A 22,592-nucleotide genomic window follows, 5' to 3' on the forward strand; every position below is an offset into this window, starting at 1 on the left:
ATTTAATAATGAAAAAACTCTTAAAACTTTTAACTGCTTTTACCCTTATTTTGACAGTTGCGTCATGTGAGGAAGAAAACGATTTTAACTACGTATTATTTGCTGATGAAGCACCAGAAGAAGTACAAGCCACCGTAGATGTATCAACCGATAATTCAGGTCTTGTTACAGTAACTCCTTTAGCAACTGGAGTATCATCTTTTAGAATACTTTTTGGTGATCCAGATAATACTGAAGCATTAATAGGTAGAAATTTAATGGCAACAAATATATATCCAGAAGGTAATTACACGGTAAGGATTATAGCTATTTCGCCAAATGATAAAACAACAGAAATTACACAAGATATTTTTGTTGAACGTACTGCAATACTTAACATAGAAAGTGGTTTGATAGTTTCTGAAACTGCAAAAGAAGTAAGTATCACTCCAACTGCAGATAATGCAGATACATTTGTTATTAATTTTGGTGATGGTACAACTGAAACCTTGAATGCTGGAGATACTGTAAGACACACCTATGCTATGGGTGGAAGTTATGATATAATAATTGATGCTAGTAATGCTCAAAACGGTAAATCAAACCAATCAACACAAAGTATTTTTATATTAGAAGGTGCACTAGACCTTTTGTTATCATTTGATGATCCTATTACAGATTACACTTTTAATCCTTTTGGTGGAGTTTCAACTGAAGTAGTAACTAATCCTGATTTATCTGGAACAAATGATGTAGAAAGTAATGTTGCTGCTATAACAAATATGGGGAATGCATTTGAAGGTTTCACTTACGATCTTCCAACCCCAATAGATTTTAGTGGTGACAAGAAACTAGTAGAAGTTAAAGTTTATAATGATACAGGTAACACACTCCCTATTACATTACAGTTTACAAACGGAGTTAACGGAGAACGAGGCGTAGAAGTTGTTGCAGAACATTCAGGATCTGGTTGGGAAACATTAGAATTTGATTTTGTTAATGCAACAAAAGTATTTTTACCTAATGATCCAGAAAACTTTCAATCAATATTAGCTGTTGGCCAATATGCGCAAATGGTAATGTTCGTTGATGGCCCTGGAACTACTCAAGGTACGTTCTTTGTAGATGATTTTAGACAGGTTCTTGGAGAAATTCCTGTTGGTCCGCAATATCTTTTTGATTTTGAAAATGATCCATTAGAAGGTGATTTCGACTTTGGAGCACCAATTCAAATTGTAGATAATCCTTTTCCTGGAGCAGGTAACACATCTGCTAGAGTATTAGAAATACAAAGAGGAGCTGGTATGTTTCAAGGATCTGGATTTAACATTCCTTTGCTGGATTTAACAACTCCAGACAAAATTATTACCATTAAGCTATATTCAACAGTACCAGTACCATTCTCTGTAGACTTAAAAGTTTCGCCAGCTGGTGCAAGATCAGCTCAAGTTACAGCAAATCACACAGGCTCAGGTTGGGAAGAATTAACATTTAACTATGCTAATGCTATTAGAGCATTTGAACCAAATGACGATACCAACTTTCAGCCTTTAACTCCTGACGAAATTGGAGCTTATACGCAAATAGTTTTTATCATAAATGGTCCTTCTAGTGATACAGGTACTTTTTATATGGATGATATTATCAAACCATAAAACATTTTAGTAGTAAAGTAATTAATGTAATCGTGTTTATAGAATTTAAGTACATAAAATGAATATTAAAAGTGTATTATTTTATTTAGTAAGTCTGTCAATGATTTTTTCTTGTAGTGAGCAAAAGCAATCGAGTGCATCCTATTCTAAAAAAGATTCAATCAATAAAAAAGTTGATTCTTTACTCGAATTAATGACTCTTGAGGAAAAGGTTGGACAAATGAACCAATACAATGGGTTTTGGGATGTAACAGGTCCTGGGCCAACTGATGGTAACGCTAAATTAAAATATGATCACTTAAAAAATGGATTAGTAGGATCTATGCTATCTGTAAGAGGCGCCAAAGAAGTTAGAGCTGTTCAAAAGATTGCAGTTGAAGAAACGAGACTTGGTATCCCACTAATTATAGGTTTTGATGTCATACACGGTTATAAAACACTTAGCCCAATACCACTAGCAGAAGCAGCTAGTTGGGATTTAGAGGCTATAAAAAAATCTGCCGAGGTAGCAGCTTCTGAAGCTGCTGCTTCCGGTATTAATTGGACTTTCGGTCCAATGGTTGATATTTCCAGAGATCCACGATGGGGACGTGTTATGGAAGGTGGCGGAGAAGATCCTTATTTAGGTAGTGCAATTGCTAAGGCTAGAGTTACTGGTTTTCAAGGTGATGATTTGTCGAGTCCTAGTACTATAGCTGCATGTGCAAAACATTTTGCAGGTTATGGATTTTCTGAGGCTGGTAAAGAATATAACACTGTAGACATTGGGACTTCCACACTCTACAATATTGTTTTACCACCATTTAAAGCAGCTTCAGATGCTGGCGTAAAATCTATGATGAATGCATTTAACGATCTTAATGGCGTACCCGCAACAGGAAATAAATTTCTACTTAGAGATATACTTAAGGGTAAATGGAATTTTAATGGTTTTGTGGTGTCAGACTGGGCATCAATAAAAGAAATGGAGACTTGGGGTTATGCTAAAAATAAAAAAGACGCTGCTAAGTTTGCTGTAATTGCAGGATCTGATTTAGATATGGAATCTAGTGCATATGTAACTGAATTAAAAACACTGGTTGAAGAAGGTGCTGTAGATGAAAGTATTGTGGATGATGCCGTTAGGCGCATTCTTACTGTTAAGTTCGAACTTGGTCTTTTTGATGATCCTTATAGATACTGCGACGAAGCTAGAGAAAAAGCTGTAATAAATAGTAAAGCAAATCATGATGCAGTATTAGATATGGCTAAAAAGTCGATAGTGCTTTTAAAAAATGATAATCAATTACTACCTCTCGAAAAAAATGGACAAACTATAGCCTTAATTGGAGCTTTGGCTTCTGAAAAAAATAGTCCCTTAGGAAGTTGGAGAATAGCCTCTGATGATAACACAGCTGTTTCTGTATTAGAAGGGATGCAAAACTATAAAGGCAATACGTTAGTTTTTAAAAAAGGAGCAGATGTTTCTATTGGCAAAACTATTTTTACCGAAGAAGTAAAGATTAACACAACAGATAAAAGTGAATTTAAATCTGCTATTAATGCAGCTAAAAAAGCAGATAAAGTAGTTATTGTGCTTGGAGAGCATGGTTTTCAAAGTGGAGAAGCTAGAAGCAGGACAGATATAGGTTTACCAGGCATACAACAAGAGCTTTTAGAAGCTGTTTATGCTGTAAACAAAAACGTAGTTCTTGTTCTTAATAATGGTAGACCACTCATTATTAATTGGGCGTCAAAGCATATTCCAGCAATAGTAGAAGCATGGCAATTAGGATCGCAAACTGGTAATGCAGTAGCTCAAGTTCTTTATGGAGATTACAACCCTAGTGGAAAACTGCCTATGACGTTTCCTAGAAACGTTGGGCAAATTCCAATTTATTATAATTATAAAAATACGGGCAGACCAGTAAATGAGCAGGCTGATAATCCTGATTTTGTATTCTGGTCTCACTATAGTGATGTAGAAAACACGCCTTTATATCCTTTTGGTCATGGTTTAAGTTATACCTCTTTTGAATACAAAAACATTAATTTGTCTAAAACAGTTTATGATATTAATGAAAATATAAATATATCTTTTAAAATTACTAATACTGGTGATTTTATAGGTAAAGAAGTTACACAGCTGTACATAAGAGATTTACACGCTAGTATTACAAGACCAGTTAAAGAACTTAAAGGATTTAAACTTGTAGAATTAAATATTGGTGAAAGTAAATCGATAAACTTCACACTAACTAAGAAAGAACTTGGTTTTTATAATAACCAAGGTGAATTTATTGTAGAACCTGGTGAATTTGAAGTTTTTATCGGAGGTAGCTCTATAACTAGCCTAAAAGAAAAGTTTGAGTTAGTCTCCAAATAGCGACAACTAGTCATTTAAACGCATAATAATGTGACTTAGATGAGTTATCAAAAAACCCCTTATAAAATTGCATAAATGAAAAATTTAATTAATTACTTAAAAATATTTCTTTTAATAATATTTAGTCTAATTGTTTCTTGTGGAAGTGATGATGATCTAAATGTAACAGTTATTGATGAAGAAAGAGAAATACCTATTTCTGTTGATTTTGAAGTAACTATATCTGAAACAAATACATTTGAAATTACTGTTAACAACACCTCTACAGGAACTAATGGTTTAATTAGTTATTGGCAATTTACAGAAAATGGAGAACGTGTTGCCGATAATGACGGACCAGAAACACATGTTTACGCGGTGGCTGGAGATTATTTAGTAACGTTAACTGTAGAAGCTCCTGATGCAGACATTACAGTTAGTAAAACAGTAACTATTGCTGAAACCAGTACTGATAATACTGCTTTAAAGAATGCAGCAAATGGATTTTCTATGGGTATGGCAGTACGCTCTAATCGTTTATCAGGAAGCCATAATGCTGTTTTGGTTCGCGAGTTTAATAGCCTTACTGCAGAATTTGAAATGAAGATGGATCAAATCTACAAGACTGAAGGGAGCTTAGATTTTACAGCATCTGATATCATAGTAGATTATGGCGTTGCCAACAATATGGATGTTCACGGTCATACATTGGTTTGGCATAACTCTATCCCTAGTTGGATGAATAATTTTTCTGGAACAGATGAAGAGTTTGAGACCCTAGTTGAAGACTATATCACTACAGTAATGCAAAGGTACGCTGGTAAGGTTAGATCTTGGGATGTTGTTAACGAAGCTATTGAAGATGGCTCTAATGCACTAAGAAACTCAATTTTTAGACAAAAAATGGGAGATAATTATATCGAAAAATGTTATCAATATGCTAGAGCTGCAGATCCTAATGCAATACTATTTTACAACGACTATAATGTTACTTTCGATACAGGCAAACAAAATGCGATGTTTGCTATTGTAGATAATTTACAATCAAAAAACTTAATTGATGGCGTTGGTGCGCAAATGCATATTTCTTTTAATTTTCCTACCAGAACCCAAATACAAAGTGTAGTTGACGGAACAGTATCTAGAGGTTTAAAAATGCATTTTGCAGAATTAGACATAAGAGTAAACCCAAATAATGATATTACATCTTTAACACAACAAAGGGCTATAGCACAACAAAACAAAGCTAAAGAAGTTGCTGAAATATATAATGCAATACCTGATGAAAACAAATTTGCTTTGACGCTTTGGGGTATGAGAGATAGTGAATCTTGGTTACCAGAATTTTGGGGACAACCAGATTGGGGACTATTTTATAATGAAGATTTCTCACCTAAAAGATCTCACGAAGGCTTATTAGAAGGAATGGAATAGCATTTTTTAACGTATATTTTCCTTAAAAACTACAATGCCCTGGAAATCAAATTTACAGGGCATTGTAGTTTTAAATATGTAATAGAGATTTAATAATACCTCTCAAAATGCGTCTAATTTAGATTATAGAAAGATTGCTCTATCCCTTTTAAAGTTGTTAAAAGAATTTACCTAAAGTTAATAAACTAAACGCTTAATATCTGCACTTAAAATATACTACAATTACATAAATTTTAGTCAATAAAAAAGCTCATTAAATAAATAACGAGCTTTTTAGTGAATTAATTTCTTATTAAAAAAGTAATTTATTTAACACTTACTTTTATTTGTTTAATAATATTATTTGATGCATTACCAACGTATATGATATAATCTCCTTTTTCAATATTCCATTCAGATTTACTTTCATCATAATACGCTAAAGCACTTACTGGGATATTTATACTAACAGTATTGGATTTACCAGCTTCTAAATTTAGTTTTTCAAAGCCTTTAAGTTCTTTTAAAGCTCTTTTAACCTTAGATTTTTTCTTTCCTACATATACTTGTACAACCTCAGCGCCACTGATATTTCCCGTATTAGTTACTTTACATGACACATTTATTGTATCGTCTTTACCGTATTTAGTAGCATTTGTTTTAATATTAGATAAACTAAAATTGGTGTACGACAAACCAAAACCAAAGGCATATTCTGGTTCAATTTTTTTGGCATCATGCCAACGGTAACCCACTAATATATCTTCTTTATAGTATTGGTTTGTGCCATCTCCTGGGTAAGACAATTCGCCAAACGAGTGTGCACCATTATCCTCTAACCTTTTAGGAAACGAAAACGGTAATTTACCTGACGGATTTATATCTCCACTAACCACATCGGCTATTGCATGACCAGCCATACTGCCTAAATACCATGTTTGTAATAAGCCCTCAACATTTGATAACCATGGCATATCTACTGCATTACCAGTAACAAGTAACATTCCTAATTTAGGGTTTATAGCTTTTAAATCTCTTATAAGTTCTTTTTGATTATAAGGTAATTCAAAAGATTGTCTGTCGTCACCTTCACAATCTTGTAAATGACTTTTATTTAAACCGCCCACATACAAAATAATATCTGCCTTTTTAGCTACCTGAAGCGCTTCTAACCTAAGTGAGTCTTGGTTTAATTTTGAAGGTATTACATTGTCATATACAGATGGCCCAGTATGGTAGCCCATAGCGTGTATAATCTTAGCATTTTTGTAACGTTGTTTAAGTCCTTCAAGCGGAGAAATTTCAAACTGTGGTTTCAATTCAGATGAACCACCTCCTGCAGTCATTGAGCGTGTTGCATTTTCACCAATTACAGCAATGGTAATGCCTTGTTTATCTTCAATCGGGAAAAAGTTATTTTCATTTTTTAATAAAACTATACCCTCTTGTGCTACGCTTCTAGCAACATCATGATGAGCTTTTGTATTAACACTACCAAACCCTCTGTTCTGTTTTAAAGTAGTGCGGTACATCAATCTTAAAATACGTCTTACTTTATCATCAACAACAGATTCTTCAATATCACCATCTTTAATAGCTTTTAAAAATGGTAATGCTAAATAATAATGATCATAATGGTTTGATGTTGTAGTACCCAAACCATCAGTACCTGTTCCCATTTCTAAATCTAAACCATTAATTGCTGCTTCTTTAGTATCGTGAGCAGAACTCCAATCACTTATCACAACACCATCAAATTCCCAATCTCCTTTTAAAATAGTTTTGGTAAGTAATTCATGATGTGTAGTATATTGTCCTCTAAACTTATTGTAAGCACCCATGATAGCCCAAACGCCGGCGTCTTGTACAGCAGCCTTAAATGCAGGCAAATAAATTTCATGTAGTGCTCTATCACTAACTTCAACATTAATAGTACTTCTCCAGTGCTCTTGATTATTTAATGCAAAATGTTTTACACAAGCAGCCACATTATTTTTTTGAACACCTTTAATATAGGGTACAACCATGGTTGATGCTAAAAAAGGATCTTCACCCAAATACTCAAAGTTTCTACCGTTAAGTGGTGTTCTATAAATATTTACACCAGGACCTAACAACACATCTTTTTCTCTGTAAAGTGCTTCTTCACCTATACTTTCACCAAATTGGGCAGCTAAGTTTGGGTTAAAACTAGATGCCAAACACGTAAGTGCTGGAAATGCAGTAATAGAATCGTTAGTCCAACCCGCGTAATCCCAAGAGTCCCAACTTATTTCTGCTCTTACGCCATGAGGACCATCAGACATCCATATTTCTGGTATACCAAGCCTTTCAACACCTTTTGTGCTAAACTTTGATTGTGCATGACACATGGCTACTTTTTCTTCTAAAGTTAGCAACGGAAGTATACTGTCAATTTTACGCTCTACAATATTAGCGCTAGAATTATTAGATAATTTATTTTGAGCAACTATAGAACTATATGAAATTATAGAAAATACAAGTGCTAAAATGTAACGATGCTTAATAGTAATATTCATGTATTATTTATATTTTATTATTGTTTTTAACTGATTGTAAAAATACGTCGTGGTATATTTTAAAAATAGAACTAATCGAGCAAATATTAGAATATATGATGTAACCGGTACTTTTGTTGTAACATCACTAAGTTAATTATTGTTAAATACTCCATTTTTTTTTTAACGCTTGTCAAGACGGTTGTGGTATGTTACTATTTTTTACTCCTTAAAACTTTTAGCCTAATTAGGTTTTTAAAGCTTTTTTAAAATCTTGTTTTTACCTAAATTTGGAATATGAAGTATACCATATTACTAATTTTAGTTTTACTGATAAGTTGCAAAAATGAGTTGTCAGACAAAAAATCTGAATACAAATATACTAATGCACTAATACATGAGACTAGTCCTTACTTATTACAACATGCACACAATCCTGTAAATTGGTATGCTTGGAATGACAAAACATTAGAGAAAGCTAAATTAGAAAACAAACTTATAGTAATAAGCGTTGGCTATTCTGCTTGCCACTGGTGTCATGTTATGGAGCATGAAAGTTTTGAAGATAGCTTAGTAGCTCAAGTAATGAACACTAATTTTATAAATATAAAAGTAGATAGAGAAGAGCGACCAGATGTAGACCAAGTTTACATGAATGCTGTACAACTTATTACTGGTAGTGGTGGTTGGCCACTAAATGTTGTAACATTACCCGACGGAAGACCTATTTGGGGAGATACCTATTTAGAAAAAGAGAACTGGATAAATGTTTTAAAACAACTCTCTAAAATTTATAAAGACACACCAAACAAACTTATACAACAGGCAAATAATATACAAAATGGAATAAATTCATTAGCGCTGATAAAGGTTAATAAAGATACACCTGTTTTTAAAAAACCATTTATTGCAACTGGAGTTTCTAATTGGTCTAAAAGTTTTGATGATACCTATGGAGGTCTAAATAAAGCTCCAAAATTTATGATGCCTAATAACTATCACTTTTTAATGCGATATGCGTATCATAATAATGATGATAAACTTTTAGATTTTATAAACCTTACGTTAACTAAGATAGCTTATGGAGGTATTTATGACCACGTTGGAGGTGGATTTTCCAGATATTCTACCGATGAAAAATGGCATATACCTCATTTTGAAAAAATGCTTTATGATAATGCGCAATTGGTAAGCTTATATTCAGATGCTTATCTACTTACTAAAAACGAATTATATAAAGATGTAGTTGAAGAAACATTGAATTTTATTAATCGAGAGATGACTACTTCTGAAGGTGCATTCTATTCTTCTTTTGATGCCGACAGCACCACTCCTTCAGGTGAATTAGAAGAAGGCGCATTTTATGTATGGCAAAAGGAGGAATTACAACTACTTTTAAAAGAGGACTTTATTTTATTTTCAGAATATTACAACATTAATAATTTTGGCCTTTGGGAAAAAGATAATTATGTATTAATCAGAACAGATGATGATACTGATATCGCTAAAAAACATAACCTTTCTGAAGCACAGCTTAAAGAAAAGAAAACTCAGTGGAAAACAATCCTTAAAAAAGCCCGTAATACAAGACCCAAACCAAGAATGGACGACAAAACCTTAACCTCTTGGAATGGATTAATGTTAAAAGGTTATGTGGATGCATATCGCGTATTTCAAGAGGAAAAATATCTAGAAGCTGCTCAAAATAACGCAAATTTTATAACCTCTAAACTATTACGAAAAGATGGAGGACTTAACCGCACCTATAAAGCAGGCAAAAGTAAAATAAATGGATATTTAGAGGATTATGCCACTGTAATAGATGCGTATATTGCTCTATATGAAGTTACTTTAAATGAAAATTGGCTTATTACTGCTAATAATTTGACCAAATATACCTTTCTTCATTTTTATGATGAAAAAAGTAAATTATTTTTTTACACTTCTGATGAAGACCCATCTTTAGTTACTAGAAATACTGTATACTATGATAATGTAATACCTAGTAGTAACTCTATGATGGCAAAAAATTTATTCAAATTATTTCATTACTTTGATGATAAGCAGTTTGAAGGAACTGCTATTACAATGCTAAATAATGTAAAACCTGAGATGAATGCATATCCTACAGTATATTCTAATTGGTTTGATTTAATGTTGAACTATACTAATCCGTTTTACGAAGTTGCCATTGTTGGTACTGAGGCTAAAAAGAAAATTGTAGACTTAAATAAAAACTACATCCCTAACAAACTTATAGCAGCAAGTATATCTGAAAATGATATGCCTTTACTTAAAAATAGATATAACCCAGACCAAACACTAATTTATGTTTGTGTAAATAAAGCTTGTAAATTACCTGTTTCTAAAGTAGAAAAAGCAATTAATTTACTAAATAAATGAGTACTATAACCATAGTTTTTATAGGTATTGTTGCAGTAGAGCATTTTTATTTCTTAATTTTAGAAATGTTTTTTTGGACAACACCAAAAGGCATAAAAGCATTTGGATTAAAATCAAAAGAATTTGCAGAAGACACTAAGGTTTTAGCTGCAAACCAAGGATTGTATAATGGATTTTTAGCTGCAGGGTTAGTTTTCTCTATTTATACGAAGACCACTAATATTGCAATATTTTTTTTGATATGTGTGACTATTGCAGGTATTTATGGGTCTTACTCAACAAAGCAAATAAAATTATTTTATGTGCAAGCAGTCCCTGCAATCACTACTTTAATTATATTGCTTTTTACTAATTAATCTTTAACACATTTAAAAAAAATCACTTTTATTAAAACTTAAAAAAATATGGATTTAGAAAACATCGACACAGAAAAATGGCTTCAATTAGGTATAGACTATGGTTTAAAAATTCTAGGAGCAATAGTCATTTGGATAATTGGGTCTTGGGTAATTAAAAAATTACTTAAAACCGTTAAAAAAATAATGACAAAAAAGGATTATGATGAAAGCCTTCAAAAGTTTTTATTAAATCTTATAGGTTGGATTTTAAAAATCATATTAATTGTATCTATTTTAGGCACATTAGGGATTGAAACAACTTCGTTTGCAGCTATATTAGCGGCAGCAGGTTTAGCAATCGGATTAGCACTACAAGGTTCTTTAGGAAATTTTGCTGGTGGTGTTTTATTAATGATTTTTAGACCTATTAAAATTGGAGATTTAATTGAAGCTCAAGGTGAACTTGGTGTGGTTAAAGAAATTGAAATTTTCACTACAAAAATAATAACACCAACAAACAAGGAAGTTATTATACCCAATGCAGCTTTATCTAATGGAAATATTACAAATTACTCCACTGAAGGAAAGTTACGTGTAGATTTAACAATAGGGGTAAGTTATGATGCAGATATAAAACAAACTAAAGATGTATTATTAAAAGTACTTACTGATAATCCGCAAGTATTACAAGATCCTGCACCTTCGGTAAATGTTTCTGAATTAGCAGATAGCTCAGTAAATTTTGCAGTAAGACCATACGCAACAGTAGCCGATTATTGGGATGTATATTTTGGTACTATTGAAAAATGTAAAATAGCTCTAGATGCTGCTGGTATTGAAATACCTTACCCACACAGTGTTGAAATACATAAGGACTCTTAAGATTTTTTAGGCTTTAAAGCCACAAAATCTTTTAAATAATAAGGTTCAAAATAAGCGACATCTTCGGTGTCGCTTTTTTTGTACTTGTCATATGCTATTGCACTCATTTCATTTGAAGACGGAAGTTTATTTTCAATAAAAATAGCATTTGAATGATTGATAATCTCTTTAGTTTTAGTAACACCATTCCCAATAAAATATACGTTTCCTTTACTTAAGTATTCTGAAAATGAAGTTTCATCGAGTATTTGGGCTTGAGTTGCTCTTATTTGCGAATAATTCTTATCAAAAATAGCAGAATATACTTCTAGTCTTCGTGCATCTAACATAGCAACTATAACACCACTATCTATAGAATACTGATGCGCTAAAACCTCTAAGGTAGGTAAAGAAATTAAAGGCTTTTCTAAAGCAAAACACAGTCCTTTAGCTGCAGATACACCAATACGTAATCCTGTATAAGACCCTGGCCCTTTACTTACTGCAATAGCATCAATTTGAGAACGCGCCACCTTAGCCTCATTTAAAACATCATCTATAAAAACATGTAACTTTTCGGCATGAGAATAGCCATTTCTAGCATCTTCTTTTAATGCTATAGTATTACCGTTTTTAGAGAGTGATACAGAGCAATTGGTTGTTGCTGTTTCTAAACTTAATATATAACTCAAATCTCTAATTTGTTATAGGGATACCAAAATAAAACTCTAAAACTTTTAAACTGAATATAAAATCGTACTTGGTTCGAATTACATCAGACAAGGCAGTATCGTATTGCGCTCTAGATTGACTCAAATCAAAAGCATTAGATACGCCTACATTATAACGTTCTTGAGCATAGTTAAAGGCGAGTTTTCTTGCCTCTTCTACCTGAATGGCTGCATCGTAAGCTTTTTTTGAATTTTTCGCATCATTATAAGCTTGATATACTGTAGACTCTAAATCTAGAACAACTTGTTTTTCTTGAAGTTTTAAGCGCTCTACGTTAAGTTTACTCCGTTTTACTTGATTACGCGTTGTAAATTGATTAAATATAGGCACATTTAACCGCAAACCAACAGAAGTACCGTCAAATAAATATAATTGGTCTATAAAATTTATTTCTTCGCCTGTAAACGGATTTATTTGTGCACTAGACCATCGCGTGTTATAACTTATAAACCCTGAAAGCGTAGGAAAATAGCCTGTTTTAGCTAACTCTAAATCCTTTTGGGCTATTTTTAAATTTTGAGACGCAATTTTAACATCGTTTACCTCTTCCCTAGCACGTTCAGCAATTGTTTTAGGACTGTTTTCTAATATAGTTTCAGGAATTAAATTATAGTCTACATCTACAATATCAAAATTCTCATAATCTTCTATTTGTAATGCTTGAGCTAAACCAAGCTTAGAAATAAAAAGTGTGTTTTCTGCTAAAATAATTTGTTGAAGTTGGGTAGCATCAGTAGCTTTTATTTCTAGCAAATCACCCTTTGGTAATACCCCAGATTCTAAAAGTTTTGATGTATTTTCAATATTCTCTTTTGTAACTTTATTTTGTGCTACTAAAACTTTAAGCCGCTCTTTATTAGCTAAAATAGATAAAAATGAGTTTGCCACAAATATTGAAATATCGTCCTTCATTTTTTCCAACTGGTACGTATTTGCTATTTTGTTTAATTGGGCGCGCTGTAGTGTTTTCCAATTTTGTAAACCTGAAAAAATATTAATTCCAGAACTTAAACCTCCAGATGCAGACTGGAATGTAGAATTCTCAAACTGGTTTGTAGCAGGGTTAATATTTGCACCTGTATTAATACCAAAAGATCCATTTGCATTAAAATTTGGTAAAAAATTAGCCTTTGCTTGGTTTTCATCAATTATAGCTAAATCTTGGTCTAAAAGAGATTGCTGTACTGAAATATTTTGCTCTAAAGCATACGTAACACACTCTTTAAGTGTCCATTGTTTTTGTTGAGAAAACCCTAAGCATCCAACAAAAAACAGCCCCAATAGTATTGTATTATTAATTAACTTCTTCATGCTTAATCGTCGTTTTCTTCATCTTCCTTATCATCAGAAGCTTTATTCCAAACTTTTATTTTATCACCTTCTTCAACGCCATCAATAATTTCTACATTAATACCATCAGAAATACCAATCTTTACATTTTTCTTTTTGAATTTACCATCCTCATTTTTTATTTCAACAAATGGTTTATCGCTAGATCTTTTGTATTGCAAAAGCGCTTCCTTTATGGCTAACACACTGTCTTTACCTTCCAAATCTATTTCGGCATTCGCACTATATCCTGCACGAATATTTGTTGTTTTATCTAAAGTTACATTTGCTTTAATTGTAAATTGTACAGCGCCGTTTTCTTCTATACCTTTTGGTGCTACAAAAGTTAATTTTGCTGGAAATTCTTCATCATTTATGGCACCTAAAATAACAGTTATATCTTTACCTTCTTTAAGCTTTCCTACTTCAGCTTCGTCAACCTTACCTTCAAAAATCATATTACTCATATCTGCAATAGTAGCTATTGTAGTACCTGCATTAAAGTTATTACTTTGTATCACTTGGTCGCCTTCTCTTATTGGTATCTCTAAAATTGTTCCAGGTATTTGGGCAATAATATTTGTGTTGGCAGCACTTCCACCAGAAATGGAACCACGCTTTATTATTTGATAATCGTTTTGTGCTTGACGCAATGCTTCTCTGGCCTGATTAAAACTTAATTGACTATTTTCAAAAGCTTGAACTGAAATAACACCTTTTTCAAATATATCTTTATCGCGTTTAAACTGCACTGCAGCGTTATCTGCAGATAATTTTGCTGTAGCTATTCTACTTTTAGCATTTGCTAAACTTTGCTCGTTTGGAACTACTCTAATTTTAGCAATTAAATCACCTTTTTTAACAATATCACCTTCTTCAACAAGAATTTGATCAACTATACCCGAAATTTGTGGTTTTAACTCAATTTCCTCCTCAGGATTTAATTTTCCAGTTGCGACTGCTTGCGAACTTATAGTTGTATAAAATGGCGATTCTACCCCAAACTCTTCAACATCTTTAGAGTTGGCATCCATAAAATATTTTAACACGAAAACTAAAGCAATAATCGCTAATAGAACTAAAATAATTTTTACTGTTTTATTCATTTTTTTGATTGTTTATTCTTCTCGTAATGCTTCTATAGGTTTTATACTTGTAGCTTTAAAAGCTGGTATTAAACCAATTAAAGTTCCTAATATTACTAATATTAAAAGTGCTATAAAAACTACAGCGATAGATACTGATGCGTTTACTATAGTGGCATCATCTCCTTTTCCAAATAGAGCATCTAAACCTATTAAAATCCACCCACCAGTAATAATTCCAAACAGTCCTGCTACTATAGTTAAAAAAACTGCTTCTACAACAATTTGTCGTTTAATCTCGTAAGGTGTTGCTCCCAATGCTCTACGTACACCTATTTCCTTTGTACGCTCTTTTACAGTTATTAGCAATATGTTACCAATTGCAAATACTCCTGCAATAAGTGTTGCTATACCCACAAACCAAGTTAAAAACTGCATTCCTGTTAAAAATCCTGTAACTTTTGCAAACTCATCACCGAGATTAAAACTGCCAAAAGCACGCTTATCGTCAGGATGAATTTTATTTAAGTTTTTTAGTAGTAATTTTGAGTCAGCTTCAATTTGTTTGATATTAAATTCTGGTTTCCCAGTAATCATTATCCATCCTATCTTATCACCTTGATTAAAAATTTGTTGATAAGTGCTAAAAGGAATATGAACGTCGGATGATGGCCCCATGGACACATTGGATGTTTTAAAAACACCAACAACCTTAAAATTAATACCGTTTATTAGTATATAGGCTCCAATAGCTTCTTCATCTTTCTCAAATAATTGTTTATAAATCTCGTCTGAAATGACTGCAACTTTTCGTTTACTCGCCATATCAGCTTCATTGATAAAACGACCGTTCTTTAGTTTTTTCTTTTGAACTTTATCTAATAATGGCAAGTCTCCAGCAACACTAAAATTTCCTGATAAAAACTTTCTATCCATTTTAGCAGGTCTTTGATTTCTGGGTACTACAAACTCAATGCCTTCAACATTATCCTCAACTTTTTGAGCATCACTAAGCGTTAAATTAACCATTTTACCTTTTTGAAATCCTTTAAAAGGTTTACTTGTGCTTTGCCCCCATACAAAAACACTATTAGTAGCAAAATCTCCAAATAATCGGTTAAATGAGTTTTCTAATCCTCTGGCAGATCCTAAAAGACCTATTAATAATAAAACACCCCACCAAACGCCTACCATAGTTAAAATAGACCTTAGTTTATTTTTGCTAAAGCTATCAAAAACTTCTTGCCATGTATCTCTATCAAATAAAAATCTCAACATAACTAGTCGTTTCTTAAGGCGATTATTGGTTTAATTTTTGATGCTTTTTGGGCTGGTATGTATCCTGCAATTGCTCCTGCAATTATTAAAGTCATGGTTGCCCCAATTACCAAGCCGTTACTAACGCCAGGGTCTTTTATAAAGTATGTTTCTAAACTTGGACCAGCTAATTCTAAAACGCCAAAGCCAATTAATAAACCTATATAACCTGATAAGGCAGTAATTAAAATAGACTCTATTAAAATTATAGATACAATAGATTTTGGAGATGCTCCAAGTGCTTTTCTAATACCTATTTCTTTAGTACGCTCTTTTACTATAAAAATCATAATATTACTTATACCAACAACACCGGCTATTAAAGTTCCAAAACCTATTACAATAATTATAACACTTAACCCTACAGTCATAGCATTAACTGATTTTGTTGCTTCTGCCATATTTCTAACCCTAATGGCGCGTTGGTCGTCTCTAGCTACTTCAAACCTTGTCTTCAATTTCCTAGTTAATAGGTTACTAAAAGATATAGCTTGATCGTAGTTTAATGCTGGATTATATCCAATATTTATCTGATCTATATAATCGTTATTACCGTAAATCATTTGTGCCGTAGTTACTGGCATATATATTTTACGCTCTTCATTATCGCCTCCATCATCTCTAAATACGCCAACCACTTTATATTGCACACCGCCTAAATTGATGTACTTACCTAAAGCATCTGTTTTAATAAATAAATCTTCTTCTACTAGTCGACCAATTACGGCTACTTTAGTTTTATTTTTTAAGTCATTCTGGTTAATATAACGACCATCAATGATTAATGTTTTTTCTAGAAATTGATGGTCTGGATGTACTGCTCTTAAATCGTAAGTATTACTTTCGTTTTTATAAGACGCTAAAGTGTTTCTATAAATTCTAGCTGTTAGGTATTGAATTTTATTATCGAACTCTTCTTCGATATAATCCAAATCCTCATTTTTCATTTGAATACGTCTACCTGCCTGAAGTCCATTATGCGCTTTAGTAGTTTTTCCTGTGAAAATAGAAATGGAATTTGTAGCGTCGTCTACAAATGCTTCTTTAAATGTGTTTTGAAGCCCATTGGCGATACCAAAAAGGATAGTAAATAATAATATAGCAAAAGCAATAGTAAAACCAGAGAGTAAGCTCCGCGTTCTATTTTTATTAATACTTTGAAATATTTCCCGCCAAAGGTCTATATCAAACATACTGACTTGCTCTAACTTGGGTTACCTTTTTATCTTCCATTATTACACCATCACGAAGCCTTACTATACGTTTGCACATATTAGCGATATCTTCTTCATGTGTTACCATTAAAATGGTTTTACCTTCATCATTTAATTGCTGAATGAATTCCATAATTTCATGAGATGTTTTTGTATCTAAGGCTCCTGTTGGTTCGTCGGCTAAAAGTAATTTAGGATTTGCTGCTAAGGCTCTAGCAATGGCTACACGTTGTTTTTGTCCACCTGATAATTCTTTTGGTAGATGATCTGCCCAGTCTGCTAAACCAACTTTTCCCAGATGAAACATCCCTAGTTCTTGACGTTTCTTTCGTTTTAAACCTTGATAATATAATGGTAGCGCTACATTTTCTAACGCATTTTTGTAATTTATTAGATTGAAAGATTGAAAAATAAAGCCTAAAAATTTATTTCTGTAAACAGCTGCCTTTTTTTCTGTAAGATTATCAATTGGTAATCCATCAAGTACATATTCACCTGAATCTGCTATATCTAGCATCCCAATAATATTAAGCAAAGTAGACTTACCAGAGCCTGAAGACCCCATAATAGCTACCATTTCCCCCTCATCTACAGATAAATCGATTCCTTTTAAAACGTGAAGGCTAGAATCTCCTATAGCATAAGACTTATGTAATTCGCTGATTTTAAGCATTTTTTGATTGATTAGAACGTTAAATTAGCTACTATTGATGAAATTACTTTATCATTAGACTAACAGTGCAAAGAAATGTTACAATAAAAATGAAAAAAAACTTTTATTATTTTTTTAACTTAAAAAATCTGTAATAAATAAAATACCCCAAACCTCCCACAAGAATATAAGGGATAGCCATTAAATATACAATACCGTTATTGATTCCTTCTGCTGTACTTTGTCCAGCTTCACTTTCTAAAACGGCACGACACATAGCACATTGCGCATTTATTGCGACAGTAAATAAAAGAGTGAAGAGAAGGAGTACAAATTTTTGTTTCATAATGTACCAAATTTACGCATAATATGGTGAGATCATAACATAAACTATAACGCCAGTAATAGCTACATAAAGCCACAAAGGAAATGTAATTTTAGCAATTTTTTTATGCTTCTCAATATTATTAGTAATGGCTCTAACGTAGGTAATTAGTACAAATGGAATAACAACAATAGACAATAAAATATGTGTGAGTAGTATAAAATAATACACGTAAGCAATAGCGCCCTCTCCACCAAATTTTGTAGAATCGCTCGTCATATGATACGCTACATACATTACCAAAAATAAAACAGATAGTATTATAGCAAACTTCATTAAGCGTTCATGCAGCTTTATATTTTTATTCTTAATAGCTATAAATGCAAACACTAAAACCAAAGCAGTAATAGCATTGGTAGTGGCGTAAATAGGTGGTAAAAAAATGGGTAATTCAGCATCAATCTTAACACCAAATAAAATAGCAACAACTACAGGAATTGCAACTGATAGTACAACAATTAGCGTATTGTATTTTTTCTCGTTTAGTAATGCGTTTGACTTATTCATTTAGCAACTTTTTAATATCTTCTTTTAAAATACTTATTTGTTCAACTTCACCATTATCATCTGTACCTTCCTCTTCTGATGTGATACCTCTATAATAAATAATAGGATTACCAAAGGCATCTTTTCTAGAGCGAATAAATCCATTTTTATCTATAAGTGCAAAATTTCCTGAATGCTCAAAACCACCTTCTATAGCACTATTTTCAGCTGCATAAATATAAAAACCTTCGTTTGCTAATTTATATATGGCAGCTTTATCACCAGTAAGCAAGTGCCAATTAGGGTTGGTTATATCATAAGTTGATGCATAATTTTTTAAAACTTCTTGTGTATCGTATTCAGGATTTATAGTAAATGATGCTACTCCAAAATCCTCAAAATCTTCAAATGTATTTTGAATTTGCACCAAATTATTATTCATTCTAGGGCAAATGGTAGGGCAGGTTGTAAAAAAGAATTCTATAACGTATACCTTACCTTCATAGTCTTTATTAGTAACCTGTTTACCGTATTGATTCACAAAGCTAAACGCTGGTACTCTTCGGTTCTCACCATTGTTTGTATTTTCAATAAACACTAAATCAGATTGCTTTAACGCCTTATTTTTTAGTTTTTGATCGCTCCTACTTTCTTTTCGAGTTATATCATTATTAGAAATTCTATCTACAATTTTAGGCACAAACAATATTCCAAAAACCAAAATAATAAACGCAATACCTATGTAAGAATAATTAGTTTTTTTCATCACTACTTTTTATATCGCTTGCTCTTCGTGTATCAGTATTAAATTCTCCTTTACGCTTTTGTCTATATTCGGTAAAAACAATGCGTAAATCTTCACTCATTTTATTTTTTATAGTGGCTACTTCTATACAATTGTAAGCGTTAAGTCCATAAACCTCAGCATTTTTCTCAATTTCATTATCTGTTCTATCGTCTATTCTCCCACGCTGGTTTAAATCTTTATCTATAATAAAAACATTATCAGAAGCTAAAGTAGTATCAAGAGTTTCATTATGTTTTAAACTATTAAAAACTACTTTAATTAATTCTGGTGTACCATAAACTACGTGTAAAAATCGTAAATCTTGATAAAGGCTAATTTCTTTTCTAAGCGTTTCAGCATCTGCTTCACTTCCTTTAGGCACCAATAATACTACTTGAAATTTTTTAAACCCTTTAAATTTATCATACACTAATTCCTTTAGGTTTGATGCTACAGTTAAGCGTTCCATTGGTGTACTCCCCAAAAAACTTAAAACCGTAATATGGTCTTGTAATAGTATTTTATCTTCTCCTCTAGAAGTAAACCCTTCTAAATCAAAAACATTTTCATTTACAATATCAAGTGGCGTATAATTGTGAGTTGCTGGGTATAAAAACAATAAAAAAGTAACAGGAAGAAAAAATAAAACTCCTAAAATTGAATATATGCCTACTTTCTTATAATTCATAGTATCGTGATTTACTATCTATAAATAGTTTTGCAAAAATAAAAAAGGTGGTTATTAAAAACCACCTTCATTATATATTTTTAACACTAAATTATGTTTAAAAGTCTCTTTTTATATACCCATCATCATACACATCAAACACATACCCACCTTCTTGTAATAATATAAACATAAGATATATAATTAAAAATATGGTAGTCCAAACCACCATACGTCTAAGCGCTTTGGTTTCATCTCGCATGTGCATAAAATCCCAAGTAATATAATAAGCTTTGAATATGGTAAGGATAATAAAAATCCAGTTTAAAATTTTCATCCCCAAAACTTTACCCATAGACCATTCAGGTTTTATAATACCTAAAGCAACTTCTACAGCAGTAACTATAGATAATATGATTAAAACACCCCAAATTTTTTGAGTATTAGATTTAAACTTTAATAAGCCTCTAAAAATTTCTAATTTATGTTCGTGTGCCATTTTAAAATTTTATTATTATAACTCTTTATTTCTAAAGCAATTTATTTATTAAACCAAGTAGAAAAAAGTAAATACAAATACCCAAACTAAATCTACAAAGTGCCAATACAAACCAACTTTCTCTACCATTTCATAGCTCTTACGTTTTTCATAAGTCCCTAAAACAACATTAAAGAAAATAATGATGTTAATTACTACACCAGAAAATACGTGAAATCCGTGAAATCCTGTAATAAAGAAAAAGAAATCTGCAAATAACGGCGATCCATATTCATTTACTTTAAGATTAGCACCCTCAACATAAGTCTTACCATTTTTCATTATTTGATCTATAGATTCTGCTCTAGACAAAACGGTCTTTTCACCCTCCTCGTTTATTATTTGAGTACGCACTAATACATCTTTATTAGCTTGTAAACCATGTATTACTTCATCCATGGTATAATTAGGCAAACTACCTTCACCTACAAACCACAATCCATTTTTACGTTCGTGTTGCACTCTCTCTTGGTGCGGAGCAGCAATAGCAAAATCTCTAACTGCTACACGTTTAAACACCTGTTCTCCATCTTTATCTACATAGTGCCCAAACTGCAAAATATTACCACCTTTTGTTTGTACAGCACCGTAATCACCTTTAATAAACGTATTCCATTCCCAAGCTTGAGAGCCTACAAATATAAAACCACCTATAATGGTTAAAAACATGTAAATAGTAACTTTAGATTTGTTCATATGGTGACCCGCATCTACAGCTAAAACCATAGTTACAGACGACATGATTAATACAAACGTCATAAATGCCACGTAATACATAGGTGCATCTACACCGTGTAAAAACGGAAAGTGTGTAAACACCTCATCGGCAATAGGCCATGCATCAATAAATTTAAATCTAGAAAATCCGTAGGCTGCTAAAAACCCAGAGAAAGTTAATGCATCGGAAACAATGAAAAACCACATCATCATTTTACCATAACTCGCCTGTAAAGGTTTGTTACCTCCACCCCAAGTTTTGCCTTCTGCTACTACTGTACTCATATATAAAGGTTGTTATTTAAAAGTTGCACAAAAATAATCAATTTATTTATCTAACGAAATCTCTCGCTCTAAAAATTACCTACCTATCCATTTACATTTGGGCGTTACCTTCGTTCTAGAATATTAAGAGAAACACTTTCACTTCGTTTAGTGCAAGAAACCTTAGAAAAATCACTTCGGTCGGGCTTTCTCTACTCAATCCCTCCTGCGTCGGGGATTTCAAACATGCCGTTCAATCCCTAACGCGGGCATACCCGCCAACACCTTGTTTTTAAAGCAGTTTCATTAAATTTAGTAAATGCCTTACCCAACAAAATACAAGAACAAGAATAAATAGACCCAAAGAATATCAATAAAATGCCAAAAGGTAGCTGCCAATTCAAAACCTAATAAACTATCAGCATTATACTTTTGTTTAAAATGATTATAAATTACAACTAATACACAAATCAATCCTGCAATAACATGTAAAATATGCACTGCTGCTATTAAATAAATGTAAGACATGGTAACATTACTAGTTGGCCCCGTAAAATTATAGCCTAAATTTATTATCTCTTGAAATCCTGCAAACTGATTGAATATAAAAATAACTCCAAGTGCCAAAGTAACCAGTAATAAAATAGAGGTAGCTTTACGCTTACCTTTTTTTAAAGCTTGTTTTGCTAAAATAAATGTAACACTACTTATTACAATAACAATAGTACTTATTATAAAAGCCGTTGGTAGCTCAAAATCTTTAACCCAATCTGGTCTAGACCTGCTTACTAAAAAAGCACTAGTCCACCCACCAAAACTCATAATTAAAGATACGATACCAAACCAAAGCATCATTTTCTTTGCTCTACTATTTTTCTCTTGCGGTGTTCCTTGAGTTAAATCCATT

Annotated in this window: 20 protein-coding genes; 6 read left to right on the plus strand and 14 right to left on the minus strand. The window is 32.3% G+C overall.

The genetic code is table 11. The annotated features are described in order from the left end of the window. Positions 1 to 8: 8 nt before the first annotated feature. The 3 genes from ACKGJY_RS12890 (at position 9) to ACKGJY_RS12900 (ending at position 5,412) form a co-directional block, all read left to right on the plus strand. Positions 9 to 1,634, plus strand: a complete 1,626-nt coding sequence (locus ACKGJY_RS12890) for a PKD domain-containing protein (protein WP_413974312.1) — start codon at positions 9 to 11, stop codon at positions 1,632 to 1,634. A 58-nt stretch (positions 1,635 to 1,692) separates the two neighbouring features. Continuing rightward, positions 1,693 to 3,999: a beta-glucosidase BglX gene (gene bglX / locus ACKGJY_RS12895; RefSeq protein ID WP_413974313.1), complete on the plus strand. Its 2,307-nt coding sequence runs from the start codon at positions 1,693 to 1,695 to the stop codon at positions 3,997 to 3,999. Positions 4,000 to 4,074: 75 nt separating this feature from the next. Beyond that, positions 4,075 to 5,412, plus strand: coding sequence for an endo-1,4-beta-xylanase (locus ACKGJY_RS12900; RefSeq protein ID WP_413974314.1), 1,338 nt, complete (start codon positions 4,075 to 4,077; stop codon positions 5,410 to 5,412). A 305-nt stretch (positions 5,413 to 5,717) separates the two neighbouring features. Here the strand turns inward: ACKGJY_RS12900 and ACKGJY_RS12905 are convergent, their stop codons facing one another. Next, positions 5,718 to 7,931: a beta-glucosidase family protein gene (locus tag ACKGJY_RS12905; protein WP_413974315.1), complete on the minus strand. Its 2,214-nt coding sequence runs from the start codon at positions 7,929 to 7,931 to the stop codon at positions 5,718 to 5,720. A gap of 276 nt (positions 7,932 to 8,207) precedes the next feature. On the opposite strand from ACKGJY_RS12905, the gene ACKGJY_RS12910 reads away from it, so the two are divergent. From ACKGJY_RS12910 to ACKGJY_RS12920, 3 genes are read left to right on the plus strand one after another with little or no spacing between them, the layout of a single operon-like run. After that, complete coding sequence (locus tag ACKGJY_RS12910) at positions 8,208 to 10,313, plus strand: thioredoxin domain-containing protein (RefSeq protein WP_413974316.1); 2,106 nt, start codon at positions 8,208 to 8,210, stop codon at positions 10,311 to 10,313. Then, entirely contained in the window at positions 10,310 to 10,669 is a 360-nt protein-coding gene (locus tag ACKGJY_RS12915) for a DUF1304 domain-containing protein (protein ID WP_413974317.1), read from the plus strand. Before ACKGJY_RS12910 ends, ACKGJY_RS12915 begins: the two co-directional genes overlap by 4 nt. A 48-nt stretch (positions 10,670 to 10,717) precedes the next feature. Next, entirely contained in the window at positions 10,718 to 11,533 is an 816-nt protein-coding gene (locus ACKGJY_RS12920) for a mechanosensitive ion channel family protein (RefSeq protein ID WP_413974318.1), read from the plus strand. Here ACKGJY_RS12920 and tsaB read toward each other — a convergent pair. The 13 genes from tsaB to ACKGJY_RS12985 all read right to left on the minus strand — a co-directional run bounded on the left by tsaB (position 11,530) and on the right by ACKGJY_RS12985 (position 22,591). After that, positions 11,530 to 12,204 carry a tRNA (adenosine(37)-N6)-threonylcarbamoyltransferase complex dimerization subunit type 1 TsaB gene (gene tsaB, locus ACKGJY_RS12925; RefSeq protein WP_413974319.1) on the minus strand — a complete coding sequence of 225 codons (675 nt, stop codon included), beginning with the start codon at positions 12,202 to 12,204 and terminating at the stop codon, positions 11,530 to 11,532. The two genes, ACKGJY_RS12920 and tsaB, sit on opposite strands and share 4 nt — an antisense overlap. 4 nt (positions 12,205 to 12,208) lie before the next feature. Further along, positions 12,209 to 13,555: a TolC family protein gene (locus ACKGJY_RS12930; protein ID WP_413974320.1), complete on the minus strand. Its 1,347-nt coding sequence runs from the start codon at positions 13,553 to 13,555 to the stop codon at positions 12,209 to 12,211. 2 nt (positions 13,556 to 13,557) lie between these two features. Beyond that, on the minus strand, positions 13,558 to 14,679 hold the full coding sequence (locus ACKGJY_RS12935; protein WP_413974321.1) for an efflux RND transporter periplasmic adaptor subunit: 1,122 nt from the start codon (positions 14,677 to 14,679) through the stop codon (positions 13,558 to 13,560). 12 nt (positions 14,680 to 14,691) lie between these two features. Beyond that, positions 14,692 to 15,936: an ABC transporter permease gene (locus tag ACKGJY_RS12940; protein WP_413974322.1), complete on the minus strand. Its 1,245-nt coding sequence runs from the start codon at positions 15,934 to 15,936 to the stop codon at positions 14,692 to 14,694. 2 nt (positions 15,937 to 15,938) lie between these two features. Beyond that, entirely contained in the window at positions 15,939 to 17,168 is a 1,230-nt protein-coding gene (locus tag ACKGJY_RS12945; protein WP_413974323.1) for an ABC transporter permease, read from the minus strand. Then, complete coding sequence (locus ACKGJY_RS12950; protein ID WP_413974324.1) at positions 17,161 to 17,862, minus strand: ABC transporter ATP-binding protein; 702 nt, start codon at positions 17,860 to 17,862, stop codon at positions 17,161 to 17,163. Before ACKGJY_RS12950 ends, ACKGJY_RS12945 begins: the two co-directional genes overlap by 8 nt. A 106-nt stretch (positions 17,863 to 17,968) precedes the next feature. Then, complete coding sequence (locus tag ACKGJY_RS12955) at positions 17,969 to 18,187, minus strand: hypothetical protein (RefSeq protein ID WP_413974325.1); 219 nt, start codon at positions 18,185 to 18,187, stop codon at positions 17,969 to 17,971. A 12-nt stretch (positions 18,188 to 18,199) separates the two neighbouring features. Continuing rightward, the gene (locus tag ACKGJY_RS12960) at positions 18,200 to 18,733 is read right to left on the minus strand and encodes a DUF420 domain-containing protein (RefSeq protein ID WP_413974326.1); all 534 of its coding nucleotides are present in this window, start codon (positions 18,731 to 18,733) and stop codon (positions 18,200 to 18,202) included. Next, entirely contained in the window at positions 18,726 to 19,481 is a 756-nt protein-coding gene (locus tag ACKGJY_RS12965) for an SCO family protein (protein WP_413974327.1), read from the minus strand. The genes ACKGJY_RS12960 and ACKGJY_RS12965 overlap by 8 nt, the downstream gene beginning before the upstream one ends. Continuing rightward, positions 19,465 to 20,187, minus strand: coding sequence for a hypothetical protein (locus tag ACKGJY_RS12970; protein WP_413974328.1), 723 nt, complete (start codon positions 20,185 to 20,187; stop codon positions 19,465 to 19,467). The genes ACKGJY_RS12965 and ACKGJY_RS12970 overlap by 17 nt, the downstream gene beginning before the upstream one ends. 97 nt (positions 20,188 to 20,284) lie before the next feature. Next, positions 20,285 to 20,665, minus strand: coding sequence for a cytochrome C oxidase subunit IV family protein (locus tag ACKGJY_RS12975; protein WP_413974329.1), 381 nt, complete (start codon positions 20,663 to 20,665; stop codon positions 20,285 to 20,287). Between the two features lie 48 nt (positions 20,666 to 20,713). After that, positions 20,714 to 21,706 (minus strand): cytochrome c oxidase subunit 3, encoded by a 993-nt coding sequence (locus tag ACKGJY_RS12980; protein ID WP_413974330.1) that lies wholly within the window; start codon positions 21,704 to 21,706, stop codon positions 20,714 to 20,716. A gap of 303 nt (positions 21,707 to 22,009) precedes the next feature. Beyond that, positions 22,010 to 22,591 (minus strand): cytochrome c oxidase subunit 3, encoded by a 582-nt coding sequence (locus ACKGJY_RS12985; protein ID WP_413974331.1) that lies wholly within the window; start codon positions 22,589 to 22,591, stop codon positions 22,010 to 22,012. Between the last annotated feature and the right edge of the window lies 1 nt (position 22,592).

Origin of the sequence: Hyunsoonleella sp. 2307UL5-6, from assembly GCF_047345485.1 — a bacterium.
Taxonomy (GTDB): Bacteria; Bacteroidota; Bacteroidia; order Flavobacteriales; family Flavobacteriaceae; genus Jejuia.